General features: G+C 70.6%; 23 protein-coding genes. 19 read left to right on the top strand and 4 right to left on the bottom strand.

Translation table 11 applies throughout. From position 1 onward, the window contains the following. The first annotated feature begins 11 nt into the window (after positions 1 to 11). Entirely contained in the window at positions 12 to 1196 is a 1185-nt protein-coding gene (locus ACGFIO_RS07845; RefSeq protein ID WP_392823490.1) for a type III PLP-dependent enzyme, read from the top strand. A 25-nt stretch (positions 1197 to 1221) separates the two neighbouring features. Next, positions 1222 to 2451 carry a hypothetical protein gene (locus ACGFIO_RS07850; protein ID WP_392823493.1) on the top strand — a complete coding sequence of 410 codons (1230 nt, stop codon included), beginning with the start codon at positions 1222 to 1224 and terminating at the stop codon, positions 2449 to 2451. Here the strand turns inward: ACGFIO_RS07850 and ACGFIO_RS07855 are convergent. Then, positions 2352 to 3659, bottom strand: a complete 1308-nt coding sequence (locus ACGFIO_RS07855; protein ID WP_392823495.1) for an FAD-dependent oxidoreductase — start codon at positions 3657 to 3659, stop codon at positions 2352 to 2354. The genes ACGFIO_RS07850 and ACGFIO_RS07855 overlap by 100 nt on opposite strands. Positions 3660 to 4015: 356 nt before the next feature. On the opposite strand from ACGFIO_RS07855, the gene ACGFIO_RS07860 reads away from it, so the two are divergent. The 6 genes from ACGFIO_RS07860 to ACGFIO_RS07885 all read left to right on the top strand — a co-directional run bounded on the left by ACGFIO_RS07860 (position 4016) and on the right by ACGFIO_RS07885 (position 10908). Beyond that, positions 4016 to 5734 (top strand): discoidin domain-containing protein, encoded by a 1719-nt coding sequence (locus ACGFIO_RS07860; RefSeq protein ID WP_392823497.1) that lies wholly within the window; start codon positions 4016 to 4018, stop codon positions 5732 to 5734. Positions 5735 to 5861: 127 nt separating this feature from the next. Further along, positions 5862 to 6857 (top strand): LacI family DNA-binding transcriptional regulator, encoded by a 996-nt coding sequence (locus ACGFIO_RS07865; protein ID WP_392823499.1) that lies wholly within the window; start codon positions 5862 to 5864, stop codon positions 6855 to 6857. Between the two features lie 300 nt (positions 6858 to 7157). Continuing rightward, complete coding sequence (locus ACGFIO_RS07870; RefSeq protein ID WP_392823501.1) at positions 7158 to 7955, top strand: hypothetical protein; 798 nt, start codon at positions 7158 to 7160, stop codon at positions 7953 to 7955. Positions 7956 to 8113: 158 nt separating this feature from the next. After that, complete coding sequence (locus ACGFIO_RS07875; RefSeq protein ID WP_392823503.1) at positions 8114 to 9112, top strand: hypothetical protein; 999 nt, start codon at positions 8114 to 8116, stop codon at positions 9110 to 9112. Positions 9113 to 9336: 224 nt separating this feature from the next. Continuing rightward, positions 9337 to 10242 (top strand): TIGR03619 family F420-dependent LLM class oxidoreductase, encoded by a 906-nt coding sequence (locus ACGFIO_RS07880; protein WP_392823505.1) that lies wholly within the window; start codon positions 9337 to 9339, stop codon positions 10240 to 10242. A gap of 120 nt (positions 10243 to 10362) precedes the next feature. After that, a complete protein-coding gene (locus ACGFIO_RS07885) occupies positions 10363 to 10908 on the top strand; it encodes a DUF3558 family protein (RefSeq protein ID WP_392823507.1) in 546 nt (181 codons plus the stop codon). Between the two features lie 166 nt (positions 10909 to 11074). Here ACGFIO_RS07885 and ACGFIO_RS07890 read toward each other — a convergent pair whose 3' ends face one another. After that, a complete protein-coding gene (locus ACGFIO_RS07890) occupies positions 11075 to 12253 on the bottom strand; it encodes a beta-1,3-glucanase family protein (RefSeq protein WP_392823509.1) in 1179 nt (392 codons plus the stop codon). A gap of 795 nt (positions 12254 to 13048) precedes the next feature. Between ACGFIO_RS07890 and ACGFIO_RS07895 the strand changes: the two genes are divergently transcribed. The 6 genes from ACGFIO_RS07895 to ACGFIO_RS07920 all read left to right on the top strand — a co-directional run bounded on the left by ACGFIO_RS07895 (position 13049) and on the right by ACGFIO_RS07920 (position 19724). Next, on the top strand, positions 13049 to 14038 hold the full coding sequence (locus ACGFIO_RS07895) for an ABC transporter permease (protein ID WP_392823511.1): 990 nt from the start codon (positions 13049 to 13051) through the stop codon (positions 14036 to 14038). A gap of 34 nt (positions 14039 to 14072) precedes the next feature. Next, positions 14073 to 15815 carry an ABC transporter substrate-binding protein gene (locus tag ACGFIO_RS07900; protein WP_392823514.1) on the top strand — a complete coding sequence of 581 codons (1743 nt, stop codon included), beginning with the start codon at positions 14073 to 14075 and terminating at the stop codon, positions 15813 to 15815. 113 nt (positions 15816 to 15928) lie between these two features. Beyond that, positions 15929 to 16909, top strand: coding sequence for an ABC transporter permease (locus ACGFIO_RS07905; RefSeq protein WP_392823516.1), 981 nt, complete (start codon positions 15929 to 15931; stop codon positions 16907 to 16909). Between the two features lie 34 nt (positions 16910 to 16943). Then, positions 16944 to 18032 (top strand): ABC transporter ATP-binding protein, encoded by a 1089-nt coding sequence (locus ACGFIO_RS07910; protein WP_392823518.1) that lies wholly within the window; start codon positions 16944 to 16946, stop codon positions 18030 to 18032. Positions 18033 to 18044: 12 nt separating this feature from the next. Next, positions 18045 to 19109 (top strand): ABC transporter ATP-binding protein, encoded by a 1065-nt coding sequence (locus tag ACGFIO_RS07915; RefSeq protein ID WP_392823520.1) that lies wholly within the window; start codon positions 18045 to 18047, stop codon positions 19107 to 19109. Positions 19110 to 19112: 3 nt separating this feature from the next. Continuing rightward, a complete protein-coding gene (locus tag ACGFIO_RS07920; protein WP_392823522.1) occupies positions 19113 to 19724 on the top strand; it encodes a carbohydrate-binding protein in 612 nt (203 codons plus the stop codon). On the opposite strand, the gene ACGFIO_RS07925 is transcribed toward ACGFIO_RS07920, so the two are convergent. Beyond that, a complete protein-coding gene (locus tag ACGFIO_RS07925) occupies positions 19684 to 20007 on the bottom strand; it encodes an Hsp20/alpha crystallin family protein (protein ID WP_392823524.1) in 324 nt (107 codons plus the stop codon). The genes ACGFIO_RS07920 and ACGFIO_RS07925 overlap by 41 nt on opposite strands. A gap of 59 nt (positions 20008 to 20066) precedes the next feature. Beyond that, positions 20067 to 20483, bottom strand: coding sequence for a cupin domain-containing protein (locus tag ACGFIO_RS07930; RefSeq protein WP_392823527.1), 417 nt, complete (start codon positions 20481 to 20483; stop codon positions 20067 to 20069). Between the two features lie 42 nt (positions 20484 to 20525). Here ACGFIO_RS07930 and dinB point away from each other — a divergent pair, with 42 nt between their 5' ends. The 5 genes from dinB (at position 20526) to cobF (ending at position 26978) form a co-directional block, all read left to right on the top strand. Beyond that, entirely contained in the window at positions 20526 to 21722 is a 1197-nt protein-coding gene (gene dinB, locus ACGFIO_RS07935) for a DNA polymerase IV (RefSeq protein WP_392823529.1), read from the top strand. A gap of 73 nt (positions 21723 to 21795) precedes the next feature. Further along, positions 21796 to 22578, top strand: a complete 783-nt coding sequence (locus tag ACGFIO_RS07940) for a polysaccharide lyase family 7 protein (protein WP_392823531.1) — start codon at positions 21796 to 21798, stop codon at positions 22576 to 22578. A 673-nt stretch (positions 22579 to 23251) separates the two neighbouring features. Continuing rightward, positions 23252 to 24736: an ROK family protein gene (locus ACGFIO_RS07945; RefSeq protein WP_392823534.1), complete on the top strand. Its 1485-nt coding sequence runs from the start codon at positions 23252 to 23254 to the stop codon at positions 24734 to 24736. 300 nt (positions 24737 to 25036) lie between these two features. After that, the gene (locus tag ACGFIO_RS07950) at positions 25037 to 26146 is read left to right on the top strand and encodes a helix-turn-helix domain-containing protein (protein WP_392823536.1); all 1110 of its coding nucleotides are present in this window, start codon (positions 25037 to 25039) and stop codon (positions 26144 to 26146) included. A 67-nt stretch (positions 26147 to 26213) separates the two neighbouring features. Then, on the top strand, positions 26214 to 26978 hold the full coding sequence (gene cobF / locus ACGFIO_RS07955) for a precorrin-6A synthase (deacetylating) (protein ID WP_392823538.1): 765 nt from the start codon (positions 26214 to 26216) through the stop codon (positions 26976 to 26978).

A 26978-nucleotide genomic window follows, 5' to 3' on the forward strand; every position in this document is an offset into this window, starting at 1 on the left:
ACCGAGCCCCCATGACCCCCGCCCTGCTCACGCCCGCCCGTGTGCCCGCGCACTGGCCGGCGGCGCTGACCCCGGACGTCCTCGAGGTCATCGACGTGCCGACCCCGTACCTGGTCACCGACCTGGACACGGTGGCCGCGCGGCACGCCGGGCTGGAGCGTGCCATCCCCGGGGTGCGGGCGTTCTACGCGATGAAGAGCAACCCGGCGCCCGAGGTCCTGGCCGAGTTGGCCGCCCGCGGGTCCGGCTTCGAGATCGCGTCGCTGGGCGAGCTGCGGATGCTCGAACGGGCCGGCGTGGACCCGGCCGACGTGCTCTACAGCAACCCGGTCAAGCCGCCGGCGCACGTGGCCGAGGCGTACCGGGCCGGGCTGTGGCGGTTCAGCTTCGACTCGCCCGGCGAACTGGCCAAGCTCGCCGAGCTGGCGCCCGGGTCGGCCGTCTACGTCCGGCTGCGGGTGGACGACCAGGCCAGCGTCTTCCCGCTGTCGCAGAAGTTCGGCACCGGCGTGGACGACGCGTACGAACTGCTCAGTCTGGCCGGGCGGCTGGGCCTGCGGGCGTACGGCATCACCTTCCACGTCGGCTCCCAGTGCGGCAACCCACTGGCCTGGCGGCAGGCGATCCGCGAGGCCGGCCGGCTGATGTCCCGGCTGCGCGCCGACGGCATCGAGCTGACCATGCTCGACCTCGGCGGCGGGTTCCCGGCCCGGTACGTGCACGGCGTGCCCGCCATCGAGACGATCGGCGCGGTCATCGCCGACGCGGTCGACGAGCTGCCGTACCGCCCCGAACTGCTCGCCGCCGAGCCCGGCCGGTTCCTGGTGGCCGAATCGTCGGTGCTGGCCACCTCGGTGATCGGCCGGGAGCGGCGCGGCGACGAGAACTGGCTGTTCGTCGACGTCAGCGCCTACCACGGCCTGATGGAGACGTTGCAGACCGCGAACGGCTGGGACTACCCGCTGTGGACGTCGGTGCGGCACGCGGCCGAGATACCGGCCATGCGGTTCACCGTGACCGGGCCCAGCTGCGACAGCTCGGACACCGTGTTCACCGGGGTCAGCCTGCCCGCCACCATCGACGTCGGTGACACGCTGTACATCGGATCGGCCGGAGCGTACACGCTGAGTTATGCCTCCGCCTTCAACGGCTTCCCGCCGCCCACCCCGCTCTTCGTCGGCGGTCATCCTGTCTGATCCCGGGTCCGGCAGACATCGGCTGGTGGTGGCCGGTGGTCTGCGCCGGACCGGCCGCCTCCGTGAACTCCTCACCGCCGGCGTCGTCGACTCGTTCGGCATGGCGCTGGGCTGGACCGTTCTGGTACTGCTGGCCGTCGACCGCGGCGGGCTGGCCGAGGCCGCCCTCTACAACGCCGCGATGCTGGCCGGCGTGGTGCTCTCGGCGCCGATCACCGGCTGGCTGTCCCGCCGCCTGCCCGGCCGCGAGCTGCTCCGCTCCACCGCCGGCGCCGAGATCGTGCTGCGCGTGGCCCTGCTCTGGGGCCTGATCGCCGGCGCGCCCAGCTGGTCCATCGCCGCCGGCGTCACGATCATGCACGTCGCGGCCTGGGCCGGCTTCGCCGGGATGCGGGCCGAGGTCACCGCCGTCGCACCCGGCCCCAAGGCGATGACCAGGTACGCGCTGGGCATCGCGGCGGTCGAGGCGGCCGGCACCGGGCTCGCCGCCCTGCTACCGGCCGGCACCGGCGGCTATCCCACCGGCTGGTGGCTGACCGCGGTCTTCGTCGTGTACGCGGGCTCCCTGCTGCCCACCATCGTCAGCGCCCGCCGGGCCCGGGTCCGCCCCGACGCCACCCCACCGACCGGCGCCGCCTCGTGCCCCACGGTGTCGCCGAAACTGCTGGCCGCCGGCGGTGGCGTGATGCTGCTCGCGGCCGGCCCGACCCTGCTGGCCGTGCCGCTCACCACCGAGCTGCACGGCCGCGCCTGGGTGGCCGGTGCGGCCGTGGCCTTCAGCCTGGGCTGTCTGCTGGCCACGGCCGCGGTCGAGATGATCGGCTCGATGCGGCTGCCCGCGGTGCTGCGCTGGTCGCTGTTCGGGCTGGGCATGCTGATCGGCTGGATGTTCGCGCCGGCCCACGCCTATGCGGTCCTTTTCGCCCAGTTCACGGCCGGGCTGAGCCAGACCGCGTTCGAGGGCGACATGGACGCCCGGGTGGCCGCCGAGGCGCCGCCGAAGAGGGTGACGACGGCGCTCGCGTACAGCGCCGCGGTCCGGGCCCTGGGCGGCTCGATCGCCGTCAAGGCCCTGCCGCTGCTGGTCACCGCCCAGTCGGTGGACCGGGTGGTGAGCGCGGCGGCGCTGGTCCTGGGCATCGCGGCGTTGCTGCTCTACACGGTGACGCTGCTGCCCCGGCTGCCCTTGATCAGCTGGACCAGCTCGTCCCGGCCGGGCCCGGCCGGGGCGGCCGGCCGCCAGCCGCCGGCGTAGATCTCCCGGGCCGCCGGCTCGATCGCCATCAGGTCGGCCGGTGACTTGCGCATCGCCAGGAACAGCACGATGGTCCGCCTCAGCTCGGGCGCCACGGCCATCGTCTCGGTGATCCAGCCGCTGGTCAGTGGCCGGTCGAGCGGGACGTCGACACCACGGCGGCGGGCCAGCTGATCCGGGTCGGACCGCACGTGGTCGTCGAACCAGGGCCGGATCTCCCTGGTGCACCACGCGTCGAAGGCGTCCCGTGCGTCGGCCAGGTCCTCGTGCTCGTCGAGGTCGGCCAGCAGCCGCTGGGCCTGCATCAGGGAGGTGGCGATGCCCCGGCCGGCGACCGGGTTGGTCGCGCACACGGCGTCCCCGACGTGGATCAGCCCCGGCCGCGCGCCCTGGCCGCGATAGGTGTTGCGGACGTTGGCCCCCGCCCGGGGAGCCGTTATCGGGCGGGACCGGGCCGGGTCGGTCCACGCGGCCAGGCCCGGGATCGCGGCGCAGGCCGTCGCGTACGCCTCGGCCTCGCGCAGCCGGCCCAGCTCGTGGTCGCCCGACTCGCGCAGGATCAGCGTCGCGAACGTGCCCGAGTCCTGCAGGAACGTCGCCACCAGATAGCCGCGATGCTGTTCGAGCAGCCCCGCGGCGTCGGTCAGCGGCCCCGGCGTGGCCCCCGGCTGGAAAGCGTGATGCCGCGACACGTACGCCAGCCCGCAGTCCTGGTCGTCGGCCGCCGGCCGCAGATCCTGGCCCAGCCGGCTACCGCGACCACCGGCGTCGAGCACCAGGCCGGCGTCGAGCGTCCGGCCGTCCACCCGCACGCCGGTGACCCGGTCGTGCTCGCGCACCACGTCCTCGGCGTGGCCTTCGACGACCGTGACACCTTCTTGCTCCTCGGCCATGCGGTGCAGCACCCGTTCCAGTACGGCACGCCGGCAGTGCAGCCCGACGGCCAGCCCGTTACGCAGCCGCACGTCCTTCGCCCCGGCCGCCAGCAGCGCCTGGTGCGCGTCCGGCAGTTCCGCGTCCAGCGCCTCGACCACCTGCTGCCGCAGCCCGTGCGGGTGATGGAACTGCATGACTCCGCGCCGTTCCCAGCCGTCCGGCCCCGGCCCCGGATCCCGGTCGACCAGCGTCACCCGGTGCCCGCGCCGAGCCAGCGCCACCGAGAGGTAAAGCCCGGTCGGCCCCGCCCCCACCACGGCGATGTCCCTCATACCCGCCACAACGGAATACGCACACCGCGGTTCAGAACATCGCGGCCGGACCGGCGACGCGGGGATCGCCTCAGGCCCTTGTTCGCGTTCGATCAAATGTCTGGCGCCTCGGGTCCTTCTCGCATCCGCGCAGGAGGCGGTCGCAGCTGCGCCGGACCACTGGGACGGTTCCGGAACCAGGGCGCCACCTGGGGTTATCTGAGAAAGCGCTTCCCGAGCTCTTCACCAGGCATTGACAGCCGTGGAGCCGGGGTTCAGAGTGACCTTTCAAAGAGCGCTTTCTCAACATCCCCGTAACCGCTCTGACACATCCCTCTTCCACCCGTCCCCTTGATTCCCCGCAAGGAGATACCTGAATGACATCCGCTGTGTTCCGACGAAGCCGCACCCGGCTGGCCGCCCTCGGCGTCCTGCTGGTCGGCACGATGGGCAGCCTGGTCGTGGCGACCGGCGCCGAGGCGGCCGAGACGATCGTTTCGCAGGGCAAGCCGGCCACCGCCTCGTCGACCGAGATCGCCGGCGCGTACCAGCCCGGTGAGGCGGTCGACGGCAACACCGGCACCCGGTGGGCCAGCGCGTTCGGCGCCACCCAGTGGTTCCAGGTCGACCTGGGCGCGTCCACCTCGGTCAGCCGGGTCGCGATCAACTGGGAGGCCGCGTACGCCAAGGGCTTCAACATCCAGTTCTCCACCAACGGCACCAGCTACACCCAGGCCTACGCCACCACCACCGGGCCGGGCGGCCAGCAGAGCATCCCGGTCACCGGCACCGCCCGGTACGTCCGGATCAACCTGACCCAGCGGGCGCTGGAGGCCTACGGCTACTCGTTCTGGGAGTTCCAGGTCTTCACCGGCGGCGGCACCACGCCACCGGACAACCCGCCACCGGCGGGCGACACCCGGCTGCTCTCGTACAACAAACCGGCTCTGGCCTCGACCTGGCAGAACGACGTGAACTGCAACCCGTGCAGCCCGGACAAGGCGTTCGACAACGATCCGGCCAGCCGGTGGGCGACCAGCTCGACCAACGGCTGGGTCGACCCGGGCTGGATCTCGGTCGACCTGGGCGCCACCGCCCAGATCAGCCAGGTGGTGCTGCAGTGGGACCCGGCCTACGCGACGGCGTACCAGCTGCAGGTGTCCAACGACAACGCCAACTGGACGAGCTTCTACTCGACGACCACCGGCAACGGGCTCAAGGACGTGATCAACGCGACCGGCACCGGCCGCTACGTCCGGATGTACGGCACCGCCCGGGGCAGCCAGTACGGCTACTCGCTGTGGGAGTTCAGCGTCTACGGCACCGGCGGCGCGCCGCAGAACCCGCCCGCGAAGCCGGCCGACCCGACGTTCCCGGCCACCCGGGTGGTCTTCGAGGACCAGTTCAACGACCCGTCGGGCACCAAGCCGAGCACCGCGAAGTGGACCTACGACCCGGGCGTCCCGCAGAACGGCGAGATCCAGTACTACACGCCGAACAGTGAGAACGCGCAGATGGACGGCCAGGGTCACCTGGTCATCGAGGCGCGGCGGCAGGACTACGAGGGCCGCCAGTACACCTCGGCCCGGATGAACACCTCGAACAAGTTCCACGCCCAGTACGGCCGGATCGAGGCGCGCATCAAGGTGCCGAAGGGCAACGGGCTGTGGCCGGCGTTCTGGATGATGGGCGCCGACTTCCTGCAGGGCCGCCCATGGCCGTACAACGGCGAGATCGACATCATGGAGGTCCTGGGCAAGAACACCAACGAGCTGTACACCACGCTGCACGCCCCGGCCTACAACGGCGCCGGTGGGTACGGCCAGAAGAGCACCGCCCCGGTCGACCTCTCCCTCGACTACCACGTGTACGCGGCCGAGTGGGACAGCAAGGGCATCCGGTTCTTCCTCGACAACACGCTGGTCTTCACGGCCAGCAAGGACACCGTCGAGAACACCCGGGGCCCGTGGATCTACGACCACCCGTTCTACCTGATCCTCAACCTCGCTGTCGGCGGTGATTTCCCCGGCCCGATCGACAGCAGCACGCCGTTCCCGTCCCGGATGCTGGTCGACTACGTCCGCGTCCTGCAATAAATTGACGGCTCGGCAAAGCGCCGGGACGGGGTCCCCATCCCCGTCCCGGCGCCACCAGGTGAAACCGGGAAGCGCTATAACAGACTCCATGACCCCTCGGCCGTCGCGAGGTGGGCCGAACCCCACCATGGATCAGGTCGCGGAGGCGGCCGGGGTGTCCCGTGCGACGGTCTCCCGTGTGATCAACGGCGCGCCGACCGTGGACGCGAAGATCCGCGAGATCGTCGAACGCGCCATCGCCGACACCGGGTACGTCCCCAACCTGGCCGCCCGCACGCTTGTCACCCGGCGGACCAACTCGGTGGCGCTGGTGATCTCCGAGCCCGAACGCCCGGGCGACACCTCGTTCCTCAACCGGGTGTTCACCGACCCGTACTTCGGCCGGATCACGGCCGGCGCGACCGGGGCGCTGCGCCCGCACGACGTACACCTGGTGGTGATCCCGACCGACGCCGGCGACCACCACCACGTGATCCGCTACCTGCGGCAGGGCCACGTCGACGGGGTGCTGCTGATCAGCAGCCACGAGCACGACCCGCTGCCCCGGCAGGTGGTCGAGATGGGCATTCCGGCGGTGGTGTCGGCCCGGCCGGCGCAGCCGATCGCCGCCTCCTACGTCGACGTCGACCAGCGGCTCGGCGCCCGCCTCGCCGCCGAGCATCTGCTGGCCCGGGGCTGCCGGCGGCTCGCCACCATCTCCGGGCCGCTGGACATCCCGTCCGGGCTGGATCGGCTGGAGGGCTTCCGGGCGTACCTGAAGGAAGATGTGCCGTCGATCGAGGGTGACTTCACCCGGGCGGGCGGCGAGGAGTGCGCCCGGCGGCTGCTGGCCGACCATCCGGACGTGGACGGGCTGTTCGTCGCGAGCGATCTCATGTCCGAGGGGGCGTTACGCGCCGTACAGGATCTCGGTCACCGCGTGCCGGACGATGTCGCGGTGGTCGGCTTCGACGACAGCAGCGCCGCGCTCGAGTGCCGGCCGCTGCTGACCACGGTCCGCCAGCCCGTCGAGGAGATGGCGGCGGAGATGGCGGAGATGCTGCTGGCCCAGATCGCGGCACCCGGCCGACTTCCACGCTCCGTGACCTTCCAACCCACCTTGGTGATCCGCGACAGCGCGTGACCGTCGCCATTGTGCAGACTTCGGTGATTCGCGGGTGAACCGACATGCTTGTCGCACTCGTTGGGTACCTTCTTGCGTCGCAAGCGGGGAATCATCTGGTTCCGCGCCACGATCAAGGAGCGAGTGTTGTGACCGACCCGTCCGCCCCTCGGCCGGTGGTCCCAGCGGAGCAGCGGCAGCAGCCGTTGTCCGTCGAGGACGTTGCCGAGGGCGAACAGTACGCGGAGCCGCACGACCCCGGCGCCCCTGAGGACTACGCCGGAGCACCCGTGCCCGACCCCTGGGAGGAGGTGCCGACCGATGGCGAGCTGGATCCTGGTCCCGTGCTTGGTGAGCCTTCGTAACGAGTTCAACACGCTGGCGCCGTCGCGTGACAAGTCCAGTGACGGTTCGATCGGCGACTCGGCGCACGCCTCGAGTTCGAGCGACCACAACCCGGACGAGACCGGGACCACGCCGTACGAGGACGCCGACAACACCAACGAGGTGCACGCCATCGACGTGGACATCGACCTGCACAAGTCGGGTTGGACCATGGAGAAGGCCGTCGAGATCATCGTGACCCGGCACCGGAACGGCACCGACGACCGGCTGCAGAACGTGATCTACAACCGGCGCATCTGGTCGCGCTCGTGGGGCTGGACGGCCCGCGAGTACACCGGCTCGAACCCGCACGACCATCACGCCCATTTCTCCTCCCGTTACACGACCGCCCAGGAGAGCAGCACGCGGCCCTGGGGCCTACTGGAAGCCGAGGACGACGACATGGCAACGATCACTCAGGCCGACTTCAACGCCCGGATGGACTCGTGGTGGCTGGCCCGGATGTCGCCGAACGCCGCTGACAATCCGTGGCGCCGCGCCCTGCGGGTCGCGCCCTGGCAGCAGGAGGTCGGCCGGAAGAACCGGTCCACCCACGACGTGCTGTTCGGTGACATGCTCACGATGCTGCAGCAGCTGGTCGCGGCCAATCCGGCGATCGCCGGTGAGGTCTTCGCGACGCTGGCCGAGGACCAGTCCACCGAGGAGACGGTCAAGGTGCTGCGGATGGCCCTGGGCGACAAGGCCGCCGAGGTGGGACGCCAGCTCGCCGCCTAGGTCCCGGTGGTAGCCCAGGGTGCCTCCGCTCTGGGCTACCCCTTTTTGAGGGGTACGGGCCCAGCCCGTGCTCGCCGTCGACGCGCAGGCCAGGCGGACCGTCACCGCCCGCCGGCCGACCGCCGGGCGGGCCCGTATCGTCAGACTTAAAGATCACCATGAGTATCGTCGTGGTGACATCCGGTGTTACGTTGGTCGGCGTGCTCGTGGACTCCCCCACCCCGACGATCCCGCAGAGACGCATCCCGGAACAGCGCCGGGCACCCGTGGACGACGCCGTCGAAGTGGCCCGGGCCCGGCTGCGCAAGGGCTGGCGGCTGGAGGCGGCGCAGCTGCTCGACCGGTGCCTGCAGGCGCGGCAGCTCGACCGGATCGACGACCAGATCCTGCTCGAGCGGTGGGCGTACGCCCAGGATCGCTGCACCGGCAACGGCCGCACCGCGCTGACCGACCCGGTCCTGCAACGCGCGATCGCGTGGGTGACCGCCGAGGAGCTGACCGCCGCCGACCGCGCCCTGGCCGCCGACCGGCCGTTCGCCGCGGCCCGCTTCGGCCTCGCCGCCGACAAGATCGACCCGCGCGGCTGCCGGTCGGCGTTCCTGCAGGCCACCGCCATGCACCGGGCCGCGCAGAAGTCCCTGGCCCGGGCGGCCGAGGTCGGCGAGGAGGAGATCCTGGCCGAGGGCCCCGAGGCGGTCGGCCCGCTCGACTTCACCGGGCTGACCACCGAGTCGCCGCAGGCCCGCGACCCGCGCCGCACGGTGCCCGCGCATCTGCAGCGCGCCGACCGGTGCCTGCGCAAGGCGATCCCGCTGATCCTGCGCGCCTCGGCCGACCCCGAGCTGCGCCTGGAGTGCGACTGGCTGTCATCCGCGGTGGAGCGCATGCTGCACGGGCTGACCGAGCGCCGCGCCACCACCGACCGGATGGCCGCCGCCTGCGCCTGCCTGGTCGACTACGACGCGTTCGTCCGCCACTACGCCGACCAGGCGCTGCGCAGCCCCGCCGACCGCAGCAGCTTCCGCTCGTCGCTGGCCGCGCTCGGCGCCCGGGTCGACCGCCTGCTCGTCCTGTCCCCGCCCGGCTCGGCCGAGGCCCGCCTGCTCACCACCCTGGCCGGCGGCGTAACCAACATGCACCGCGCCTTCACCCCCTGACCCCACCCAGTGGTAGCCCCGCGCGGCATCGCGCCGAGGACAGCGCCGGCGGTAGGCGGGACGGGACGGCGAGGACAGCGCCGGCGGTAGGCGGGACGGGACGGCGAGGACAGCGCCGGTGGTACGGCGGGACGGGACGGCGAGGGCGGTAGGGCGGGGCGGGACGGCGAGGACAGCGCCGGTGGTAGGGCGGGGCGGGGTGGCGATGGAACTACGATCGGGGGATGTTGATCAGTTTCGGGTTGCCGGTGGCGGGGACCTGGGCCGAGCCGGCGATCGTGGGCCAGGTCGCGGCGCGCGCCGAGGAGCTCGGGTACCACGGACTGTGGACGTTCCAGCGGCTGCTCGTCGCCGACGGTGACCGGCCCGATGTCGTCTATCGGAGCGTCCTCGACCCGATGGTGACGCTCGGCTATGCGGCCGCCCTCACGTCCCGCATCCGGCTGGCCGTGGCGGTGATCAATCTGCCGTACCTGTCGCCGGTCTATCTGGCCAAGCAGGCCAGCACCCTCGACGTGCTCTCGCGGGGCCGGGCCGAACTGACGCTGGGCACCGGCTGGTCCGAGGTGGAGTTCGCCGCCACCGGGTCGGAGGCGGCACCGCGCGGACGGCGTACCGAAGAGTATGTGGCCGTTCTCCGCAAGCTGTTCACCGCCGGGGTGGCGACCTTCGACGGCGAGCTCTACACCGTCCCGCCGAGCCGGATGCGGCCGCTGCCGGTCACGCCGGGTGGCCCGCCGATCCTGCTCGGCGGCGCGGCCGACAGTGCCCTGCGCCGGGCCGGCCGGATCGCCGACGGCTGGGTCAGCCGCAGCGCCGCCACCCTGGACGACGTGCGGCGCGGCACGCAGGTCGTGCGCCGCGCGGCCGAGGAGGCCGGTCGCGACCCGGATCAGGTGCGCATCGTGGCGCGCGGCGCCGTCCGGTCGGGTGAGCGGGACGACGCCCGGCCGCTGTCCGGCAGTGTCGAGCAGATCCGGGCCGGTGCCGAGCTGTACGCCGAGGCCGGCGTCACCGAACTCTTCTACGACCTGAACTGGGATCCGCTGATCGGCGGCTCGGACGCCGACCCGGACGCCGCCGTCGCGCGGGCGGCCGAGCTTCTGGAGGCTCTGGCCCCGTCAGCCTGACGGCTGAAGATCTCCCGTGAACGTGTCATCACCCGGTCGCGGTCTGTTGTGGCAGCCGGCCCGGCCTGCACGCTTGTCGCACGTCGCCCACCGCGGGCGATGATCGACCCAGGGAGATCCATGAACCGCCCGCTCGTGGCCGCGACCGCTCTCGCCGCTTTCCTCTCCCTCACCGGTTGCAGCCTCCTCGACCAGGCCCAGGCCGCGCCGGAACCGACCCCGGCCGCGACCACCGGCGACTCGGCCGGCTCCGAGCCGGCGCCGTCGGCCCGGTCGAAGGTCGGTTCGGTCCGGGACTCCGGCGACATCCCCGACCCGTGCACGCTGATCAGCGACGCCGAGGTCACGAAGCTGACCGGCCGGGGCATCACACAGCGGGACTCCGACGGCGCCGAGCCGGGCACCGCCGCGCGTTTCTGCCAGTGGCAGCAGCCCAGCGGCCAGCTCGCGCTCTTCCTGGCCCGCACCACGCCGTCCGACTACGAGGTGCGGATCGACGGCGCGACCGAGGTGGACGGGCTCGGTGAGCGGGCGTACACGCTGGCCGGCCACCTGTACGTCCTCTACGGGACGGTGCAGGTGGACGTCTACTCGCGCGGCGACAGCGAGGAGCAGAACCTGGCCACGGCGAAGGACGTGGTGAACTTCGTCCTGCCCAAGATCTAGCTCAGGCGGAGTGATGCGTATTTGTGCTCAGAGCGCTCTGAGCACAAATACGCATCGGGGCTGGCGCCGACCACGTCGTCGGTGGCCGGTCCCGGCCGGGCGGCGTCGGAGTAGGTGCCGACCGGCCGGCCGGCCACCGCGTCGCCGGTCGGGTGGTGGCTGGTCGCTAGAAGGCGGTCAGCCGGATCGCGATCGACGACGGGTCGCCGCTGTGCACCAGCGACTCCTGGTTGGCGACGTCGTCGAAGGCGAACGCGTACGCCTTGCCGTCCACCATCTGCTCGTGGATCACCTTGTTGTAGAGGTTGGCCGGTTCACTCCGGTAGAAGGTGGCCGGGTCGGTGGCGGGCTCGACCGCCTGGGTGCCGAGCGTCCCGCGCTGCAACGCCGCGCACAGGCTGCGCGCGATCGGCCCGACGACCAGGTCGTTCGGGGCGCCGAGGTTGCCGTCGCAGCCCCACACGTTGGACGTGCTGGGCTTGGTGAAGGACGCCACCTGCGCGCCCGAGCCGTCGCGGAAATTCAGGATCTCGCCCGACGTACGCCCGGTGAAGACCTTGTCCGGCTGGTCCAGGAACGGCCGGACCGTCAGGTCCTGGGTCGCGTAGGTGTTCCAGGCCCGGTCGATGTAGCCGTCCAGGTAATCGGCCGGGAAGCCACCGGTGTCGGCGCCTTTGCCGGGGGACAGCACCCGCAGCACTGTCCCGTCCGACCGGGTGCGCACCAGTTTGCCGAAGTCCGGGTCGGCCGACATCGCGTCGATCACCGCCTTGCGGCCGCCGTCCTTCAGCCGGCCGGTGGTCAGGGTCCGGCCGTCGGTCCCGGTCACGCTGACCGAGTGCGGCACGGCGAACATGTCGACCTGCGAGCTGTTCAGGAACACGCCGGCGTCGTTGTAGGTGAACTCGCTCCAGTCGAACAGGAAGTTCGCGTTGGCGTCGCCGCCGGCCCACGGCGCCGGCTGGACCAGACCGTCGGGGGTGAGCTTGAAGTCGAGCTTGTCGCCGAACGACATGTACATCCGGCCGGACAGTCCCTTGGGCACCTGGATGGTCCGGCTGGCGCCGGGGGCGGGTCCGTCGATCGAGACGTCCGGCGCGGGCACCGGCGGGTTGGCGCCGCCGGTCCACGGGGTGAACGCCCCGGCCGCGGTGACGTAGCCCAGCCGGCCGCCGGACTCGCCGAGGACGTACAGGTGGACGGCCTCGCCGCGCCCCGAGTCGTTGGTGATCGTGAGCGGCAGCAGGTCGGGCCCGGCGGCGAACGCGCTGGGTACGACGGCCACGGCGGCGGGGACAGCCACCGCGGCCACGGCGAGTCCGAGAAGTTTGCGCTTGAGAGGCATCGGCCACTCCACAGTCGTCCCCCTGTTCGACGCCGCCCGGCGATCACGCCGGGCTGGGGATGGCGTCCGGCCAGGGTCGCGTCGGGGGGCGGACGAGGTTGGGGGTGCGCCCTGACCGTCACGCTCGGTCACGGCGGGGCGACCATCGCCTCGGCCGTGAGAGCGCTCTCACGATCATGGGTGGCGCTTCGATAGATGTCAAACGGTCAATGCGGAACGACATCGGGGCGGGCCGCGCCGCACCATTCCAACCAAGATCATCCACTCTGGTCGATACGAATCGGAAACGGCGTACAGAATGGCGTCCGCATCGATGAGTAACCATGAGTACGCGCGAGATCACGGGCAAGCACCCGGCCGGAACGGCTGCCGGCCGGAAGCCTGCCCTGAACGCGGGGCGTACGCGAAAGATTCTCCGTCGTCGGCCGCGGAGCCGTCACCTCCGTCGATGCAGTGCGGGAGCTCGAAAGGTGAAGATCGGAAACTCCGACGTAACGACGGAACCGACTGGACGGCCATCACTTAGCGTGCAAGGCTGATTGCCTTATGTAGTGTCTTCTGGTACGTATGGGGCGAATCGCTTCAGCAAAACGTCGGCTTTGCACAATCAGTCCCACTCTGAGAAGGGAACGGAAAGTGTTGTGACCCGCGTCATACCGTCATGCGTTATTCATTCGATGCGTCAACTCATTTCCTATGGCCGAATGCTGGACTACGTTCGCACCCGCAGCACCCGAATACGTCTCACGCACCAAGGCACGTGAAGGTGTCGTGCCCCATGGGAGGTGACAACGCGTGGAACCGCTGATCGGTGAGACCCCTCCGGCCCCGGCCACGCCGCAGAAGAAGGTGCCGACCGCGGGGAAGTCCCCCACCGCGATCGCCTTCGCCCGGCTCCGCAAGGATCGGGTCGCGGTCACCGGCGCGTGCGTCTTCGTGTTCTTCGTGCTGCTGGCGATCTTCGCGCCACTGCTGGCGAAGCTCGAGGGACAGGACATCGCGACGCTCCACCAGGACCTGACCGACCAGTACGGCTTCCCGACCTTCGTCGCCAACGGCGACCACTGGTTGGGTGTCGAGCCCCGGCTCGGCCGCGACCTGTTCGCCCGGTTCGTCTACGGCGCCCGGCCGTCGCTGATCGTCGCCAGCTCGGTCACCATCATCTCGACCATCATCGGCGTGACCGTCGGCCTGATCACCGGGTTCACCGGCGGCTGGATCGACCGGATCCTCTCCTGGATCATCGACTTCGTCCTGAGCCTGCCTTACCTGCTCTTCGCGATCGCCGTCCCGGCCGTGCTGCTGTCGGTGTTCGTCGGCTCGGCCGAGAACGCGGGCAGCGACCAGGTGGCCACGGTTCGGTTCTACTCCCTGATCTTCGTGCTCTCCTTCTTTGGCTGGGCGCCCCTGGCCCGGCTGATCCGCGGCGAGGTGCTGTCCCTGCGCGAGCGCGAGTTTGTGCAGGCGGCCAAGGTCCTCGGCGTGCCCACCCGCAAGGTGCTGTTCAAGGAACTGCTGCCCAACCTGGTGGCGCCCATCGTCATCTCCGTCTCGCTGGCGCTCCCGACGTACATCGTGGTCGAGGCTGGTCTGACCTACCTCGGCGTCGGGCTGACCGAGCCGACGCCGTCCTGGGGCGTCACCATCTCCCAGGCGCAGTCGTATTACCGCGAAGACCCGCTCTACCTGTGGGTTCCGGTCGCCGCGATCACCATCCTCGTGCTGTCCCTGAGCCTGCTCGGCGATGCGGTACGAGACGCCTTCGACCCCCGCACCCGACGGTGACGTCCTGTCACGCCCAGTAATGAGAAGAGGAGAAATGGGTAGGCGATTCCACGTGGCGGTGGCAGCTTCGGCGGCCGTCGCACTGGCCCTGGCGGGCTGTTCGAGCCCGTCGTCGAACCGTGACAGCGGCGGCGACAACGCCGACGCGGGCAAGATCACGGCCCAGTCGCAGGCCATCGACCCGAACGCCAAAGGCCCGGCGCCCGAGATCCAGGGGGCGAGAGACGGCGGTAACCTCGAGGTCCAGGCACAGACGACGCCGGCGACGTTTGACCCGACGGACAACTACTACCTGGACGCCAACGGCATCAGCAAGCTGTTCCTGCGTACGCCGACCCAGCTCGACATCCGGGATGGCAAGCCGACCCTGGTGCCCGACCTGACCGACGTCGGCACGGTCTCGGCCGACAAGCTGACCTGGACCTTCAAGCTCCAGCCGGGGATCAAGTACGAGGACGGCACGGACGTCAAGGTCGAAGACCTGGCGTACGCGATCAAGCGCTCGTTCGCCCACGACGTCTACCCGAACGGCCCGGCCTACCAGCTGCAGTACTTCAAGGACGGCGACAAGTACAAGGGCCCGTACGTCAGCGGTGACACCTACGCGGGGGTGGAGACCCAGGGCACCGACGGCCTGATCATCCACCTCGCCAAGCCGTTCGCCGACCTGCCCTTCTACATGACGTTCCCGCTGTTCACGCCGATCCCGAAGGCGAAGGACACCAAACAGGACTACAAGAACCACCCGCTCGCCACCGGCCCGTACATGTTCGACTCCTTCCAGGCCGGCACCAAGCTGGTGCTGAAGCGGAACCCGAACTGGAAGAAGGAGACCGACGCGGTCCGCCACCAGTACCCGGACACCTTCACCTTCAACTGGGGTGTCGACCTGGTGAAGAGCCAGACCGCGGTGCTCAACAGCAATGGCGCGGACGCCAGCGCGATCAACTACGACCCGCTCGACGCGTCGCTGATCCCGCAGCTCAAGGGCAAGGAGTCGCAGCTCCTCCAGGGCCAGAGCTCCTGCACCTTCGTGTTCCAGATTGACACCCGCAAGATCCCGCTGGAGGTGCGTAAGGCGATCGCCAAGGCGTTCCCGTACGACGCCAGCTTCAAGGCGGACGGCCGGAACGACTACGTCGCCGAGCGCGCCAGCACCGCCATGCCGCCGTCGATCCCGGGCTACACCAAGTACCCGCCGATCCCCGACCTCACCGGCACCGGCGCCGGCGACCCCGCGGCCGCCAAGAAGATGCTGGAGGCGGCCGGCAAGGTCGGCTTCGAGATCAGCTGGTACTACGACAACACCAAACCGATCCCGCAGCAGGTCAGCCAGGTCCGCTCGGACGCGCTGACCAAGGCCGGCTTCAAGGTCAAGGCGATCGGCGTGGCCACGGCCGACCTGCGCGGCAAGATCGGCGACTACAGCGCCCCGGTGAACACGGCTCAGGGGCCCCGTGGCTGGTGCTCCGACTGGCCGACCGGCACCTCGTGGATCCCGGTGCTCTTCAAGTCCAACAGCGTCGCCGACGGCACCACCTGGGGCGCGCTGAACGACAAGGAGTTCGACAAGAAGATCGACGCGGTCGCCGAACTGCCGACCGAGCAGGCCACCGCGAAGTGGGCCGAGTTGGACAAGGAAGCCATGGAGAAGTACGTCGCCCTGCCGCTGTTCTACGACAAGACGGCACTCCTCGAGGGCACCAACATCGGCAAGTCGACGGTTGACCCGACGACCTCGCTGCCCGTGCTGACCAGCATGTTCCTGAAGAGCTGACGCTGCTCGCATGACCGCGGTGGTCCGGTCGCCCTCACGGGCGGCCGGGCCACCGTGGATTCAGGTCTCCCCGGACCGTTCCACCTGATAAATCCGATACGCAGGAGCGAGCTGTGCTGCTCTACATCCTTCGACGCCTGGTGAGCGCCGTCTCCGTGGTGATCGTGACGCTGGTGGCCAGCTTCGCGCTGTTCTTCCTGGCCCCCACCGACCCCGCCGGCACCATCTGCGGGCCGCGGTGCACACCCGAACGGCTCGACAACATCCGGCACAGCCTGCACCTGGACGAACCGCCGCTGACCCAGATCGGCCTCTACCTCAAGGGCCTGGTCGCCGATCGCGAGTTCGAGACCGGCGGCACCGTGCAGGAATGCCCGGCGCCCTGCCTCGGCTACTCCTACACGCTCGGCCAGCCGGTCACCAAGCTGCTCGGTCAGGCGGTGCCGGTGACCCTGTCGATCGTGCTCGGCGGCGCCGTCGTCTATCTGGGCCTCGGCATCCTCGCCGGCACCACGGCGGCCCAGGTGCGCGGCACCCTCCTGGACAAGACGGTGGTCGGCGCGACATTGGTGCTGAACTCGTTCCCGTACTTCGTGTTCGCTCTGATCGTCGCGCTCTACCTGATCCCGCCGCTGCCCGACAGCAGCTACACCAACCTGACCGACAATCCCCTGGCCTGGGCCAGCGGTCTGCTCGCGGCCTGGCTCACGCTGGGCGTGACGAACGCCGCGGCGTACACCCGCTATTCGCGGGCCTCGATGATCGAGGCGCTCGGGCAGGACTTCGTCCGCACGGCGCGGTCCAAGGGCATCTCGCGATCCCGCGTCGTCTACCGCCACGGCCTGCGCGCGGCCGTCACCCCGGTCGCGACGATCTTCGGCGTCGACCTGGCCGCCCAGCTGACCGGCGCGATCTTCACCGAGCGGATCTTCGACCTGCCCGGCCTCGGCAACCTGACCCTCCGGGCCTTCGGCCAGTCCGACCTCCCGGTGCTGCTCGGCGGCGTGCTCGTGGGCTCCGTCGTGCTGGTTGTGATGAACCTGGTGGTGGACATCGCCTACACGTTCCTGGACCCGCGGGTCCGGCTCGGATGATCCACCCTCACGTACGCGGAAATAAGGCGGCAGCATGAGCGACCAGAGCATCCGCTCCCCACAGACCGTGACCCGCACGGCCCGCACCCGCGGGGTCGACGAGGAGGCGTACCTCGAGGTCACCGACCTGCAGGTGCAGTTCCCGACCGCGGACGGCATGGTCAAGGCCGTACAGGGCCTGAGCTACTCGCTGCCGCTGGGCCGCACCCTGGCGATCGTCGGCGAGTCCGGCTCCGGCAAGAGCGTCTCCAGCATGGCCGTGATGGGCCTGCACGACGCCCGGACCGCGCGGATCTCCGGCTCGATCAAGGTGGGCGGCCGGCAGATCGTCGGGCTGAGCGAGAAGGAACTGGAGTCGTACCGCGGCAAGGACTCCGCGATGATCTTCCAGGATCCGCAGTCGTCGCTGCACCCGTACTTCACGATCGGCGACCAGATCATGGAGGGGTACCGGACGCACAACAACGTCTCCCGGAGCAAGGCCAAGGCGCGGGCGATCGAGATGCTCGACCGGGTCGGCATCCCCAACCCGCGGCGCCGGGTCGACAACTATCCGCACGAGTTCTCCGGCGGCATGCGGCAGCGCGCGATGATCGCGATGGCCCTGGTCAACGACCCCAAGCTGCTCATCGCCGACGAGCCGACCACGGCCCTGGACGTGACCGTGCAGGCGCAGATCCTCGACCTGATCTCCGACCTGCAGCGCGACTTCGGCTCTGCGGTCGTCTTCATCACCCACGACCTCGGTGTGGTGGCCGAGATCGCCGACGACATCCTGGTCATGTACGCGGGCAACGCCATCGAGCACGGCCCGGTCGACAAGATCCTCGGTACGCCGCTGCACCCGTACACGTGGGGCCTGCTGGAAAGCATCCCGGCGCTGGCCGGCGAACCCCAGCCGCTGCACCCGATCCCCGGCACCCCGCCCAGCCTGCTGGCCGTGCCGTCGGGCTGCGCCTTCCACCCGCGCTGCGAGTTCCGCGGCCGGGTGCCCGGCGATCTGTGCACCACGCTGCGGCCCGAGCTGATCCCACGGACCGGCGACCAGGGCCGCGCCTCGCGTTGCCATCTCAAGGAGCCGGACCATGTCTTCCAGTCCGAGATCCTGCCCCGGCTGCCGTAAGGACCCGCAACCATGACGACCACAGCGACCAACCGTGCCGAGGACCCCATCCGCTGCGTCGAGGGCGCCCCCCTGCTGCAGCTGCAGGACCTGGCCATGCACTTCAAGACGTCGGGGGACGGGCTGCTGGCCCGCGGCACCAAGTCGGTGCAGGCGGTGGACGGCGTGAACCTGACGGTGCACGCCGGCGAGACGCTCGGCCTGGTCGGCGAATCCGGCTGCGGCAAGTCGACCACGGCCAAGCTGATCACCCGGCTGCTGGAGCCGACCCGGGGCAAGATCATGTACCAGGGCCACGACATCGCACACCTGAACGAGCGGCGGCTGCGCCCGTACCGGCGGGAGATTCAGCTGATCTTCCAGGACCCGTACTCGTCGCTGAACCCGCGGCACACGGTGGGCACGATCGTCGGCACCGCCCTGCGTACCCATGGGATGGTCGACAAGAAAGGCGAGCTCCCGCGGGTGCAGGAGCTGCTCGAGATGGTCGGTCTGAACCCCGAGCACTACAACCGATACCCGCACGAGTTCTCCGGCGGTCAGCGGCAGCGCATCGGCATCGCCCGGGCGCTGGCCACCCAGCCCAAGATCATCGTGGCCGACGAGCCGGTGTCCGCGCTCGACGTCTCGATCCAGGCCCAGGTCATGAACCTGCTGGAGAACCTGCGCAAGGAACTCGGCATCGCGTTCGTGTTCATCGCGCACGACCTGGGCGTGGTCCGGCACTTCTGCGACCGGGTCGCGGTGATGTACCTCGGCCGGGTGGTCGAGGAGGGGCCACGGGACCCGCTGTACGAGAAGCCGGAGCACCCGTACACCCAGGCGCTGCTGTCCGCGGTGCCGGACATCGCCGTGGTCCGCGGCGTGCCGCCGAAGAACCGGATCCGGCTGGTCGGCGACGTGCCCAGCCCGGTCGATCCGCCGTCCGGCTGCCGGTTCCGGACCCGCTGCTGGAAGGCCGAGGACATCTGCGCCGAGGTCGACCCGCCGCTGGAGGAGAAGGCGCCGGCACAGCGCGCGGCATGCCATTTCGCCGCGCCGCCGGTCGAGTCGATCGTGGCCGAGGTACCCTCCTGAGCCGTGTCCGCCACGGTCTACAAGTCCCGCTCGCGCGCCCTGCGTAACCGGCTGCTCATCGCGGCCGGGGTGGTCGTGCTGCTCGTCGTCGGCTGGCTGCTCGGCCGTTCCTCGGCGGCACCGCCCGCTGTCTCGGCGCCGGCTACCTCGCGTCCCCCGTCACCGTCACCGTCCCCTTCGCCGTCCGAGGCCCCGCCCGCCGTCAAGGTCACCTTGCAGGTGGAGGACGCGGCCGAGGTGTCGGGGGCGGAGATGCAGGACACCTCCGACTCCGGCGGCGGCAAGAACGCCGGGTGGATCAACAACGGCGACTACCTGCGGTTCGACGACGTCGACTTCGGGGCGTCACCGCTGGCGTCGGTCAACGTCCGGATCGCTTCGGACAGCGACAAGGACGGGCGGATCGAGATCCGGGTCGACGACAAGAAGAACCCGCCGGTCGCGACGCTCAACACGGCGCGCACCGGCGGGTGGCAGAACTGGGTGACACAGACCACCGACCTATCGCCGGTGACCGGGCGCCATACGGTCTACGTGACCTTCGGCAACGCGGTCCCCGACGACTTCGTCAACGTCAACTGGCTGGAGTTCCGGCCGCCCGCTCCTGCTTCCTGATCGGGATCTGGAGGGTCAGCACGCCCTCGGCGAACCGGGCGTCGAGCCGGTCGGTGTCCAGCCCGTCGGGCAGCACTATCTGTTCCTCGATCGCCCGCTCGTCGCTCTTGCGGCGCGCGGCGCTGATCGTGACGGTGTCATCCTTCACGTCCACCGCGACGTCGGCCGGGTCCGCGCCGGGCAGATGAATGCCGAGGTGGAGCGTGTCGTCCTCGCGGTGCGCGTCCAGGCGGCAACCGGCCGCCCGGGTGGTGTCGAAGACGCGTGCGGAAAGCCGCAGCATCGCAGTCCCCTTCTTTCCATTTCTCGAGACCACGCGCATCAACGGCTGCGGCCGCGGCGCTATTCCAGCCGGAAGTCGGCGAAATCGAAGCCCGGAGACACCACACAGCTGACCAGAACCGGCTCCTGAGCTGCGGGAACAGCCGCCTGCCAGGTGGCCGCCGGGATCAGCACCTGCGGGTTGGTGACGCCCAGCACCACTGTGTTCTCCAGCACGGGCGAGTCGCCACGGCCGCCGAAGCTCAGCTCGAGCGGGCCGCCCGAGTGCCAGAACCACAGTTCGTCGGAGCGGACCACGTGCCAGGCCGAGCGCTCGCCCGGGTGGAGCACGAAGTAGATGGCTGTGGCGGCGGCGCGCGGTCCCGCGTACCCATCGAGGTTGATCGTCGTTGCCGAACGGAAGGTCTCACGGAACCAACCGCCCTCGGGGTGCGGCTGCAGGTCGAACTGCTCGGCGAGGGGTGGGCGGGTTGTCAACAGGGGCTCCCATCTATCGAACAGATGTTCTAATCTATCCGCGTGCATGATCAGGCGACCATTCTGCACGCCGACCTGGACTCCTTCTACGCGTCGGTCGAGCAACGCGACGACCCCGCCCTGCGCGGGCGTCCGGTGCTGGTCGGCATGGGCGTGGTGCTGGCCGCGAGCTACGAGGCCAAGGCTTTCGGCGTACGCACACCGATGGGCCTGACCCAGGCCCGCCACCTGTGCCCGCGCGCGGTCGTCGTGCCGCCGCGCATGTCGGCGTATTCGGCCGCGTCGAAAGCGGTGTTCCAGGTGTTCCGAGACACCACGCCGATCGTCGAGGGCATCTCCATCGACGAGGCGTTCCTCGAGGTCGGCGGGCTGCTGAAGATCCGGGGTACGCCGGCGTCGATCGCCGCGCGATTACGCACCGACGTCCGCGAGCGGGTCGGGCTGCCGATCACCGTGGGCGTGGCCCGCACCAAGTTCCTGGCCAAGGTGGCCAGCGGCGTCGGCAAACCGGACGGGCTGCTGGTCGTGCCGCCCGGCCAGGAACTGGCCTTCCTGCACCCGCTGCCGGTCGAGCGCCTGTGGGGCGTCGGCCCGGTCACCTCGGGCAAGCTGCGCGAACGGCAGATCCGCACCGTCGGTCACGTGGCCCGCGTCGGCGAGGCGGCGCTGGTCGCGATCCTCGGGCCGCACGCCGGCCGGCACCTGCACGCGCTGGCTCACAATCACGATCCTCGACGGGTACGCACGGGAGTGCGCCGCGGGTCGATCGGCTCACAGTGTGCGCTGGGCCGCTCTTCCTCCCGGACCTTCGATGAGATCGACGCCGTGCTGGCTGCCCTGGCCGACCGGGTGACCCGACGGATGCGGGCGGCCAAGCGGGCCGGGCGCACGGTCACCGTCCGGTTCCGGTTCAACGACTACACGCGGGCGACCCGGTCGCGCAGCATGCTCGAGGCGTCGATGCGGACCGCGTCGATCCTCGCCACTGCGCGCACTCTGCTGACCGAGAATTCCTCGTTGATCGCGTCGCGCGGCCTCACGCTGATCGGGCTGGCCGTCAGCAATCTGGACACCGATGGCTATCAGCAGCTGGAGTTGCCGTTCTCCTCGGCTCCCGACGTCGATCAGCTGGATTCCGCGCTGGACGCGGTCCGAGACAAGTACGGCAGTTCGTCGATCATGCGCGCCGACACGCTGGGGCGCGAGCTCGGGCCATCCGTACCCGTCCTCACTGATTGACATCCGTCGAACTGTTAAATAACCTTCCAATCCTTCCCCTGCTTGCTTGCTTCCTCCCGGAAGGACCATCCCCATGAAGCGCAGGACCCTCCTCGCCGCGGCCACCACTGTCGCCGCCGCCGGCACCCTCAGCGTCGCCGGCATCACGTCCGCCTCGGCCGCCGCCCTCGACCCGTCCCTGCCACCCGGCGGCAACTTCGACCTGTCGATCTGGTCACTCCAGCTGCCCATCGGGTCGCCCGGCAGCCCCGAGACCATCCCGCCGTCCCGCCTGCGCGGCCGCACCGGTTACACCAACCCGGCGTACTTCTGGACCGACGCCAACGACGGATCGATGACCTTCTGGGCCCCGGAAAAGGGCGTGACCACGCCGAACTCCAACTACGCCCGGTCCGAGCTGCGCGAGATGAACGCCAACGGCAGCGCCGCCGACTGGCCGCTGGCCGGCAACCACACACTCAGCGCCGAGCTGCGGATCCCGTCGGTGACCAAGAACGTGTGCGTGGGCCAGGTGCACCTGGGCTCGGGCGGGTCGTCGACCAAGCCGCTGCTGGAGCTCTACTACCGCCCGAACGGCGACATCTTCCTGGGCACCGAGAACTCCCCCGCCGGCGGCCAGACCCTGCACCACGTGGGCAACGTCGCCCTCGGCCAGCACTGGACCTACGTCATCAACGTCACCGGCAACACGATCAACCTGACCGTCAACGGCAACCGGACCAGCTACGGGATCCCGTCCTCGTTCAACCCGTACAAGCAGTACTTCAAGGCCGGCTCGTACAACCAGTCCTCATCGGAGAGCACCACCAACGGCGCCAAGGTGAAGTTCTACCGCCTGAGCGTGAGCCACAGCTGACCGGCAGGTACACCATCGATCGTGACTGTGTCGCGGGTCGCCCCGTGAGTGGTCCCCAGGCAGATCTCAGGATGTTGATCTACTGTGGAGAACCTCGCGTGGGCGGCCCGTTCTCTGTCTGGCCTTCTCGCTCTCGCCGTGTTGATGGCTGCGCGGCTTTGCGCCCGGCCTGTTGGTGGACGGGTCGGCCGGCCCCGGTCTGCTCTGCCGGGCGGGCTGGACAGCTCGGCTGGCCCGGTCTTCCGCGTCGGGCGGACTGGGCGGGTCGGCTGGCCCGGTCTTCCGCGCCGGGCGGACTGGGCGGCTCGGCTTGGCCGGTCTTTGTGCCGGGCGGACTGGGCGGGTCGGCTTGGCCGGTCTTTGTGCCGGCCTTTGTGCCGGGCGGACTGGGCGCCTCGGTCTATTGTGCCGGGCGGGCTCGGGTTCGGTCCTTGTGCTGGGCCGGCTCGAGGGCTCGGTCCAAGTGCCGGGCCGGCTCGGGGGCTCGGTCCTTGTGCCGGGCCAGCTCGGGGGCTCGGTCCTTGTGCCGGGCCAGCTCGGGGGCTCGGTCCTTGTGCCGGGCCAGCTCGGGGGCTCGGTCCTTGTGCCGGGCCGGCTCGGGGGCCCGGGCCGCTTTCCGGGCGGCCCCGCGCGGTGCATGGTTGTCGGTAGCGATGAGCAGGGAGGCGGGACGGTGACGGATCCGGACCGGGCACTGCCGCAAGCTGTGCTGCGCGCGGCCACCGACCGCCGGCTGCTCGACGAGACCATCCGGCGCGGCCGGACGACCCGGGCCGAACTGGCCGCCGAGACCGGCTACTCGCGGCCGACGGTGTCCGAGGCGGTCCGGCGAATGGTCGCGCAGGGACTGCTGGACGCGTCCGGCCTGAACGAGACCGGCCGGCGCGGGCGGGTCGGCACGTTCTATTCGTTGGGAGCGCGGGCCGGGTGGGTGCTGGGCCTGGAGATCTCCCAGACCGGCGTACGCGCCAGAGCAACCGACCTGGCCGGCACCATTCTCCACGAGGAGACCAACCCGCCCACCTCCCCCGGCGACGTGCCCGAACTGGTCGCCTCCGTCCGCTCCCTGACCCGCCGCATGTCGGTCATCAGCGGCACCGCCCTGGCCACCGCCCCCACTCCATCCGCCACGGACCCGACCACTCCCCCTTCCACCGGCTCCGCTTCCCCCTCCGCCGGCCCGCCGCCTTCCTCCTCGGGCACCACTCCCCCCTCCGCCGGCGCCAGTTCCCCTTCGGCCGACGGCCCCCTACCCTCCTTCTCGGGCGCTGGTTCCTCCTCCACCAGCGGCGCCTCGCCCTCCCCCTCGGGCGCCGCTTCCCCCTCCACCAGCGGCGCCTCCCGCTCAGCCAGCAGCGCCTCGCCCTCCCCCTCGGGCGCCGCTCCCCACTCGGCCCGGGGTGCTTCCCCCTTCTCGCACCCGGCCGGGGTTTCCGCGGGCCCTTCGCGGGCGGGGTTCGCGGCCGGGCGCGGGCCGTTGCGGGCGATCGGCATATCGTTGGCCAACCCGGTCGACCCCTCAACGCAGGCGGTCGTGCCGCTGCCGGGTACGCCCTTTCCCGAGGGTCTGCTCAGCCCCGAACACATGCTGGCCGACCTGACAGATGCCCCCATCCTGGTCGACAACGACGTCAACCTGGCGGCTCTGGCCGAGCACCGATTAGGCCGGGCCGCGGGCGAGTCCAGCTTCGCGTACGTCTATCTCGGGGCCGGCATCGGCGTCGGCCTCTATCTGGGCCATCAGCTCATCCGCGGCGCCCACGGGCTGGCCGGTGAGATCGGCTACCTGCCGGGCATCGTCTCGCCGACGTTGTCCGGTGACCTCCGGGCCGGCGGCTTCGACCGCAAGGACGCCCCGGCGATCGACGTGAACTCGATTCTCGCCCTGCTCGACCGGCCGTCCGAAACGGCTGTCCGCCAGCTCGCCGAAGCGACCTCCCGCGCCATCGTCTCGGTCGCGGCCGTCGTCGACCCGGCGTTGTTCCTTCTGGGCGGCCCGGTCGGCACCCATCCGGCCCTACTTCCGGCGGTCCGCGAGCTGATGACCTTCCCGGGGCCGCCGCGTATCGAGCACGGAGCCCTCGGCGCCGACGCCCCGCTGACCGGCGCTCTCCAGCTCGCCCTCGAGTTCGCCCGAGCGGCCGCCACCGCCCCCTGACCGCCCTCGACTTCACGCGAGCCGCCGCCATCGTCCCTGACTCCGGCGCCCCCAACTCGCCCTCGCGTCTGCCCGACCACCCCGCCACCGCCCGCAGACTCCGGCACCCTCGACCCCACGCCAAGCCCACCACCGCCCCTGACTCCAGCGCCCCCCAACTCGCCGGCGCGTCTGCCCGAACGGCCGCCACCCCCTGACCACGGCCGGGCCGGCTTTCCGCCCAGGGGGCCGGGCACTTGTCGCGGGCGGGGTAGATCGGGTACCACTCTCGGTGGATCAACGTACGGGAGACTCGACCGCATGACGTCGCGAGGTGAGGGGCTGGGCGCGGCGATCCGGGCCTGGCGCGAACGGCTGCCGCCGGCCGCGGCGGGGTTCTCAGCCGGCTACCGGCGGCGGGCCGTCGGGCTACGGCGGGAGGAGTTGGCCGACCTGGCCGGGGTGTCGGTCGAATATCTCGTACGGCTGGAACAGGGCCGATCCACCGCACCCTCGCCGCAGGTGGCCGCCGCCCTGGCCCGCGCGTTGCAGTTGACCACCGCGGAGCGGGACCATCTCTACCGCCTGGCCAACCTGCTGCCGCCGCCGACCGACGTGATCTCCGACCAGATCCCGCCCGGGTTGCGGCGGGTGGTGTCGCGGCTGGCCGACGCCGCCGTCGCTGTCTTCGCGGCCGACTGGCAGATGGTCTGGTGGAACCGCCAGTGGGCCGGCGCGATCGGTGACCCGGCGTCTCTGCCACCGGAATCGCGCAACTTCGCCCGCAACACTTTCCCGGTCGGCCCACCGGCCGGATCCGGCCCAGGAAGCGCAACACCCACGTCCCACCAGCAACCGGCCGACCCACCAGCCCGTTCCGGCCCACGAACCACAACACCCACGTCCCACCAGCAACCAGCCGACCCACCAGCCCGTTCCGGCCCACGAACCACAACACCCACGTCCCACCAGCGGCCGACCGACCCACCAGCCGGATCCGAACCGCGAACCACAACATCCGCGTCCCACCGGTGGGACGCGCCGGCGATGTCGAGCTGGCCGGTCGTCTACGACAACGTCGACATCACGGCCGCCTCGATCGTGTCCGACCTGCGGCGCGCCACCGGCCGGTTCCCGCGCGAGGAGCGCCTGACCACCCTGATCAGCGACCTGATCGAGGGGAACGAGCAGTTCGCCGCCCTGTGGGCCGCCGGGGCGGTGGGCGCGCACCGCTCCGACGGCAAGGTGATCCACCATCCGGAGTTGGGCCCGATCGCCGTCGACTGCGACGTCCTGACCGACGGTGAGACGGAGCTCAAGGTCGTGATCCTCACCGCGGCGCCGGGCTCCGAGGACGAGTCGAAACTGCGCCTGGCCACGATGTTGCCCGACGCCGAGCCCGCGAGCCGCGCCGACGCGGCACTGCGCTGACCGGGTCGGCGCGGTGAGGGGGCGCCCCGGCCGGGCGGCCGGTGGTGCGTCCGTCATAGTGGGGTTCGTGCGGAAGATCTATGTCATCGGGATCGGCGCGGGCGACCCGGACCACTTGACCCTGCAGGCGGCGAAGGCGATCGGCCGGACCGACGTGTTCTTCCTGCTGGACAAGGGCGAGGCCAAGGAAAGCATGATCGAGCTGCGGCGGCGCATGCTGAAGGCGTACGCCCGGCCCAGCCGCCGCATCGCCGAGGGCCGTGACCCCGACCGCGACCGCAAGCCCGACGACTATGTGGGCACCGTCGCGGACTGGCGCAGCCGCCGCTCGGCCGTGACCGAGGCGCTGATCACGGAGCATCTGCTCGACGACGAGACCGGCGCCTTCCTGGTGTGGGGCGACCCGACGCTGTACGACTCGACGATCGCGATCCTCGACGAGATCCTCGACCGCGGCGCGATCACGTTCGAGTACGAGGTGATCCCGGGCATCAGCAGCGTCTCGGCGCTGGCCGCGAAACACCGCGTACCCCTCAACCGGGTCGGCCGCCCGGTGCAGATCACCACCGGCCGCCGGCTGACCAACGACGGGTGGCCGGCCGGCGTGGACGACGTCGTGGTGATGCTCGACGCGGGTCAGTCGTTCGGCACCGTGACGGACGCCGACATCTACTGGGGCGCCTACGTCGGCACGGCGGACGAGATCCTGCGGTCGGGGCCGGTCGAGGACGTGGCCGACGAGATCAAGCGGGTACGCGCGGACGCCCGCGAACACCACGGCTGGATCATGGACACCTACCTCTTGCGCCGCCGCGCCGAAGAGGAAAGCTAG

Source organism: Actinoplanes sp. NPDC049265 (assembly GCF_043197135.1).
Classification (GTDB): Bacteria; Actinomycetota; Actinomycetes; order Mycobacteriales; family Micromonosporaceae; genus Actinoplanes.

Bases quoted from the DNA above. Each gene is read 5' to 3' on its own strand.
- ACGFIO_RS07940 (WP_392823531.1), top strand. From the start codon at position 21,796: ATGAAGCGCAGGACCCTCCTCGCCGCGGCCACCACTGTCGCCGCCGCC.
- ACGFIO_RS07915 (WP_392823520.1), top strand. From the start codon at position 18,045: ATGACGACCACAGCGACCAACCGTGCCGAGGACCCCATCCGCTGCGTC.
- ACGFIO_RS07910 (WP_392823518.1), top strand. From the start codon at position 16,944: ATGAGCGACCAGAGCATCCGCTCCCCACAGACCGTGACCCGCACGGCC.
- ACGFIO_RS07890 (WP_392823509.1), bottom strand. From the start codon at position 12,253: ATGCCTCTCAAGCGCAAACTTCTCGGACTCGCCGTGGCCGCGGTGGCT.
- ACGFIO_RS07925 (WP_392823524.1), bottom strand. From the start codon at position 20,007: ATGCTGCGGCTTTCCGCACGCGTCTTCGACACCACCCGGGCGGCCGGT.
- ACGFIO_RS07880 (WP_392823505.1), top strand. From the start codon at position 9,337: ATGTTGATCAGTTTCGGGTTGCCGGTGGCGGGGACCTGGGCCGAGCCG.
- ACGFIO_RS07855 (WP_392823495.1), bottom strand. From the start codon at position 3,659: ATGAGGGACATCGCCGTGGTGGGGGCGGGGCCGACCGGGCTTTACCTC.
- ACGFIO_RS07900 (WP_392823514.1), top strand. From the start codon at position 14,073: ATGGGTAGGCGATTCCACGTGGCGGTGGCAGCTTCGGCGGCCGTCGCA.
- ACGFIO_RS07845 (WP_392823490.1), top strand. From the start codon at position 12: ATGACCCCCGCCCTGCTCACGCCCGCCCGTGTGCCCGCGCACTGGCCG.
- ACGFIO_RS07885 (WP_392823507.1), top strand. From the start codon at position 10,363: ATGAACCGCCCGCTCGTGGCCGCGACCGCTCTCGCCGCTTTCCTCTCC.
- ACGFIO_RS07875 (WP_392823503.1), top strand. From the start codon at position 8,114: ATGAGTATCGTCGTGGTGACATCCGGTGTTACGTTGGTCGGCGTGCTC.
- ACGFIO_RS07950 (WP_392823536.1), top strand. From the start codon at position 25,037: ATGACGTCGCGAGGTGAGGGGCTGGGCGCGGCGATCCGGGCCTGGCGC.
- ACGFIO_RS07865 (WP_392823499.1), top strand. From the start codon at position 5,862: ATGGATCAGGTCGCGGAGGCGGCCGGGGTGTCCCGTGCGACGGTCTCC.
- ACGFIO_RS07860 (WP_392823497.1), top strand. From the start codon at position 4,016: ATGACATCCGCTGTGTTCCGACGAAGCCGCACCCGGCTGGCCGCCCTC.
- ACGFIO_RS07870 (WP_392823501.1), top strand. From the start codon at position 7,158: ATGGCGAGCTGGATCCTGGTCCCGTGCTTGGTGAGCCTTCGTAACGAG.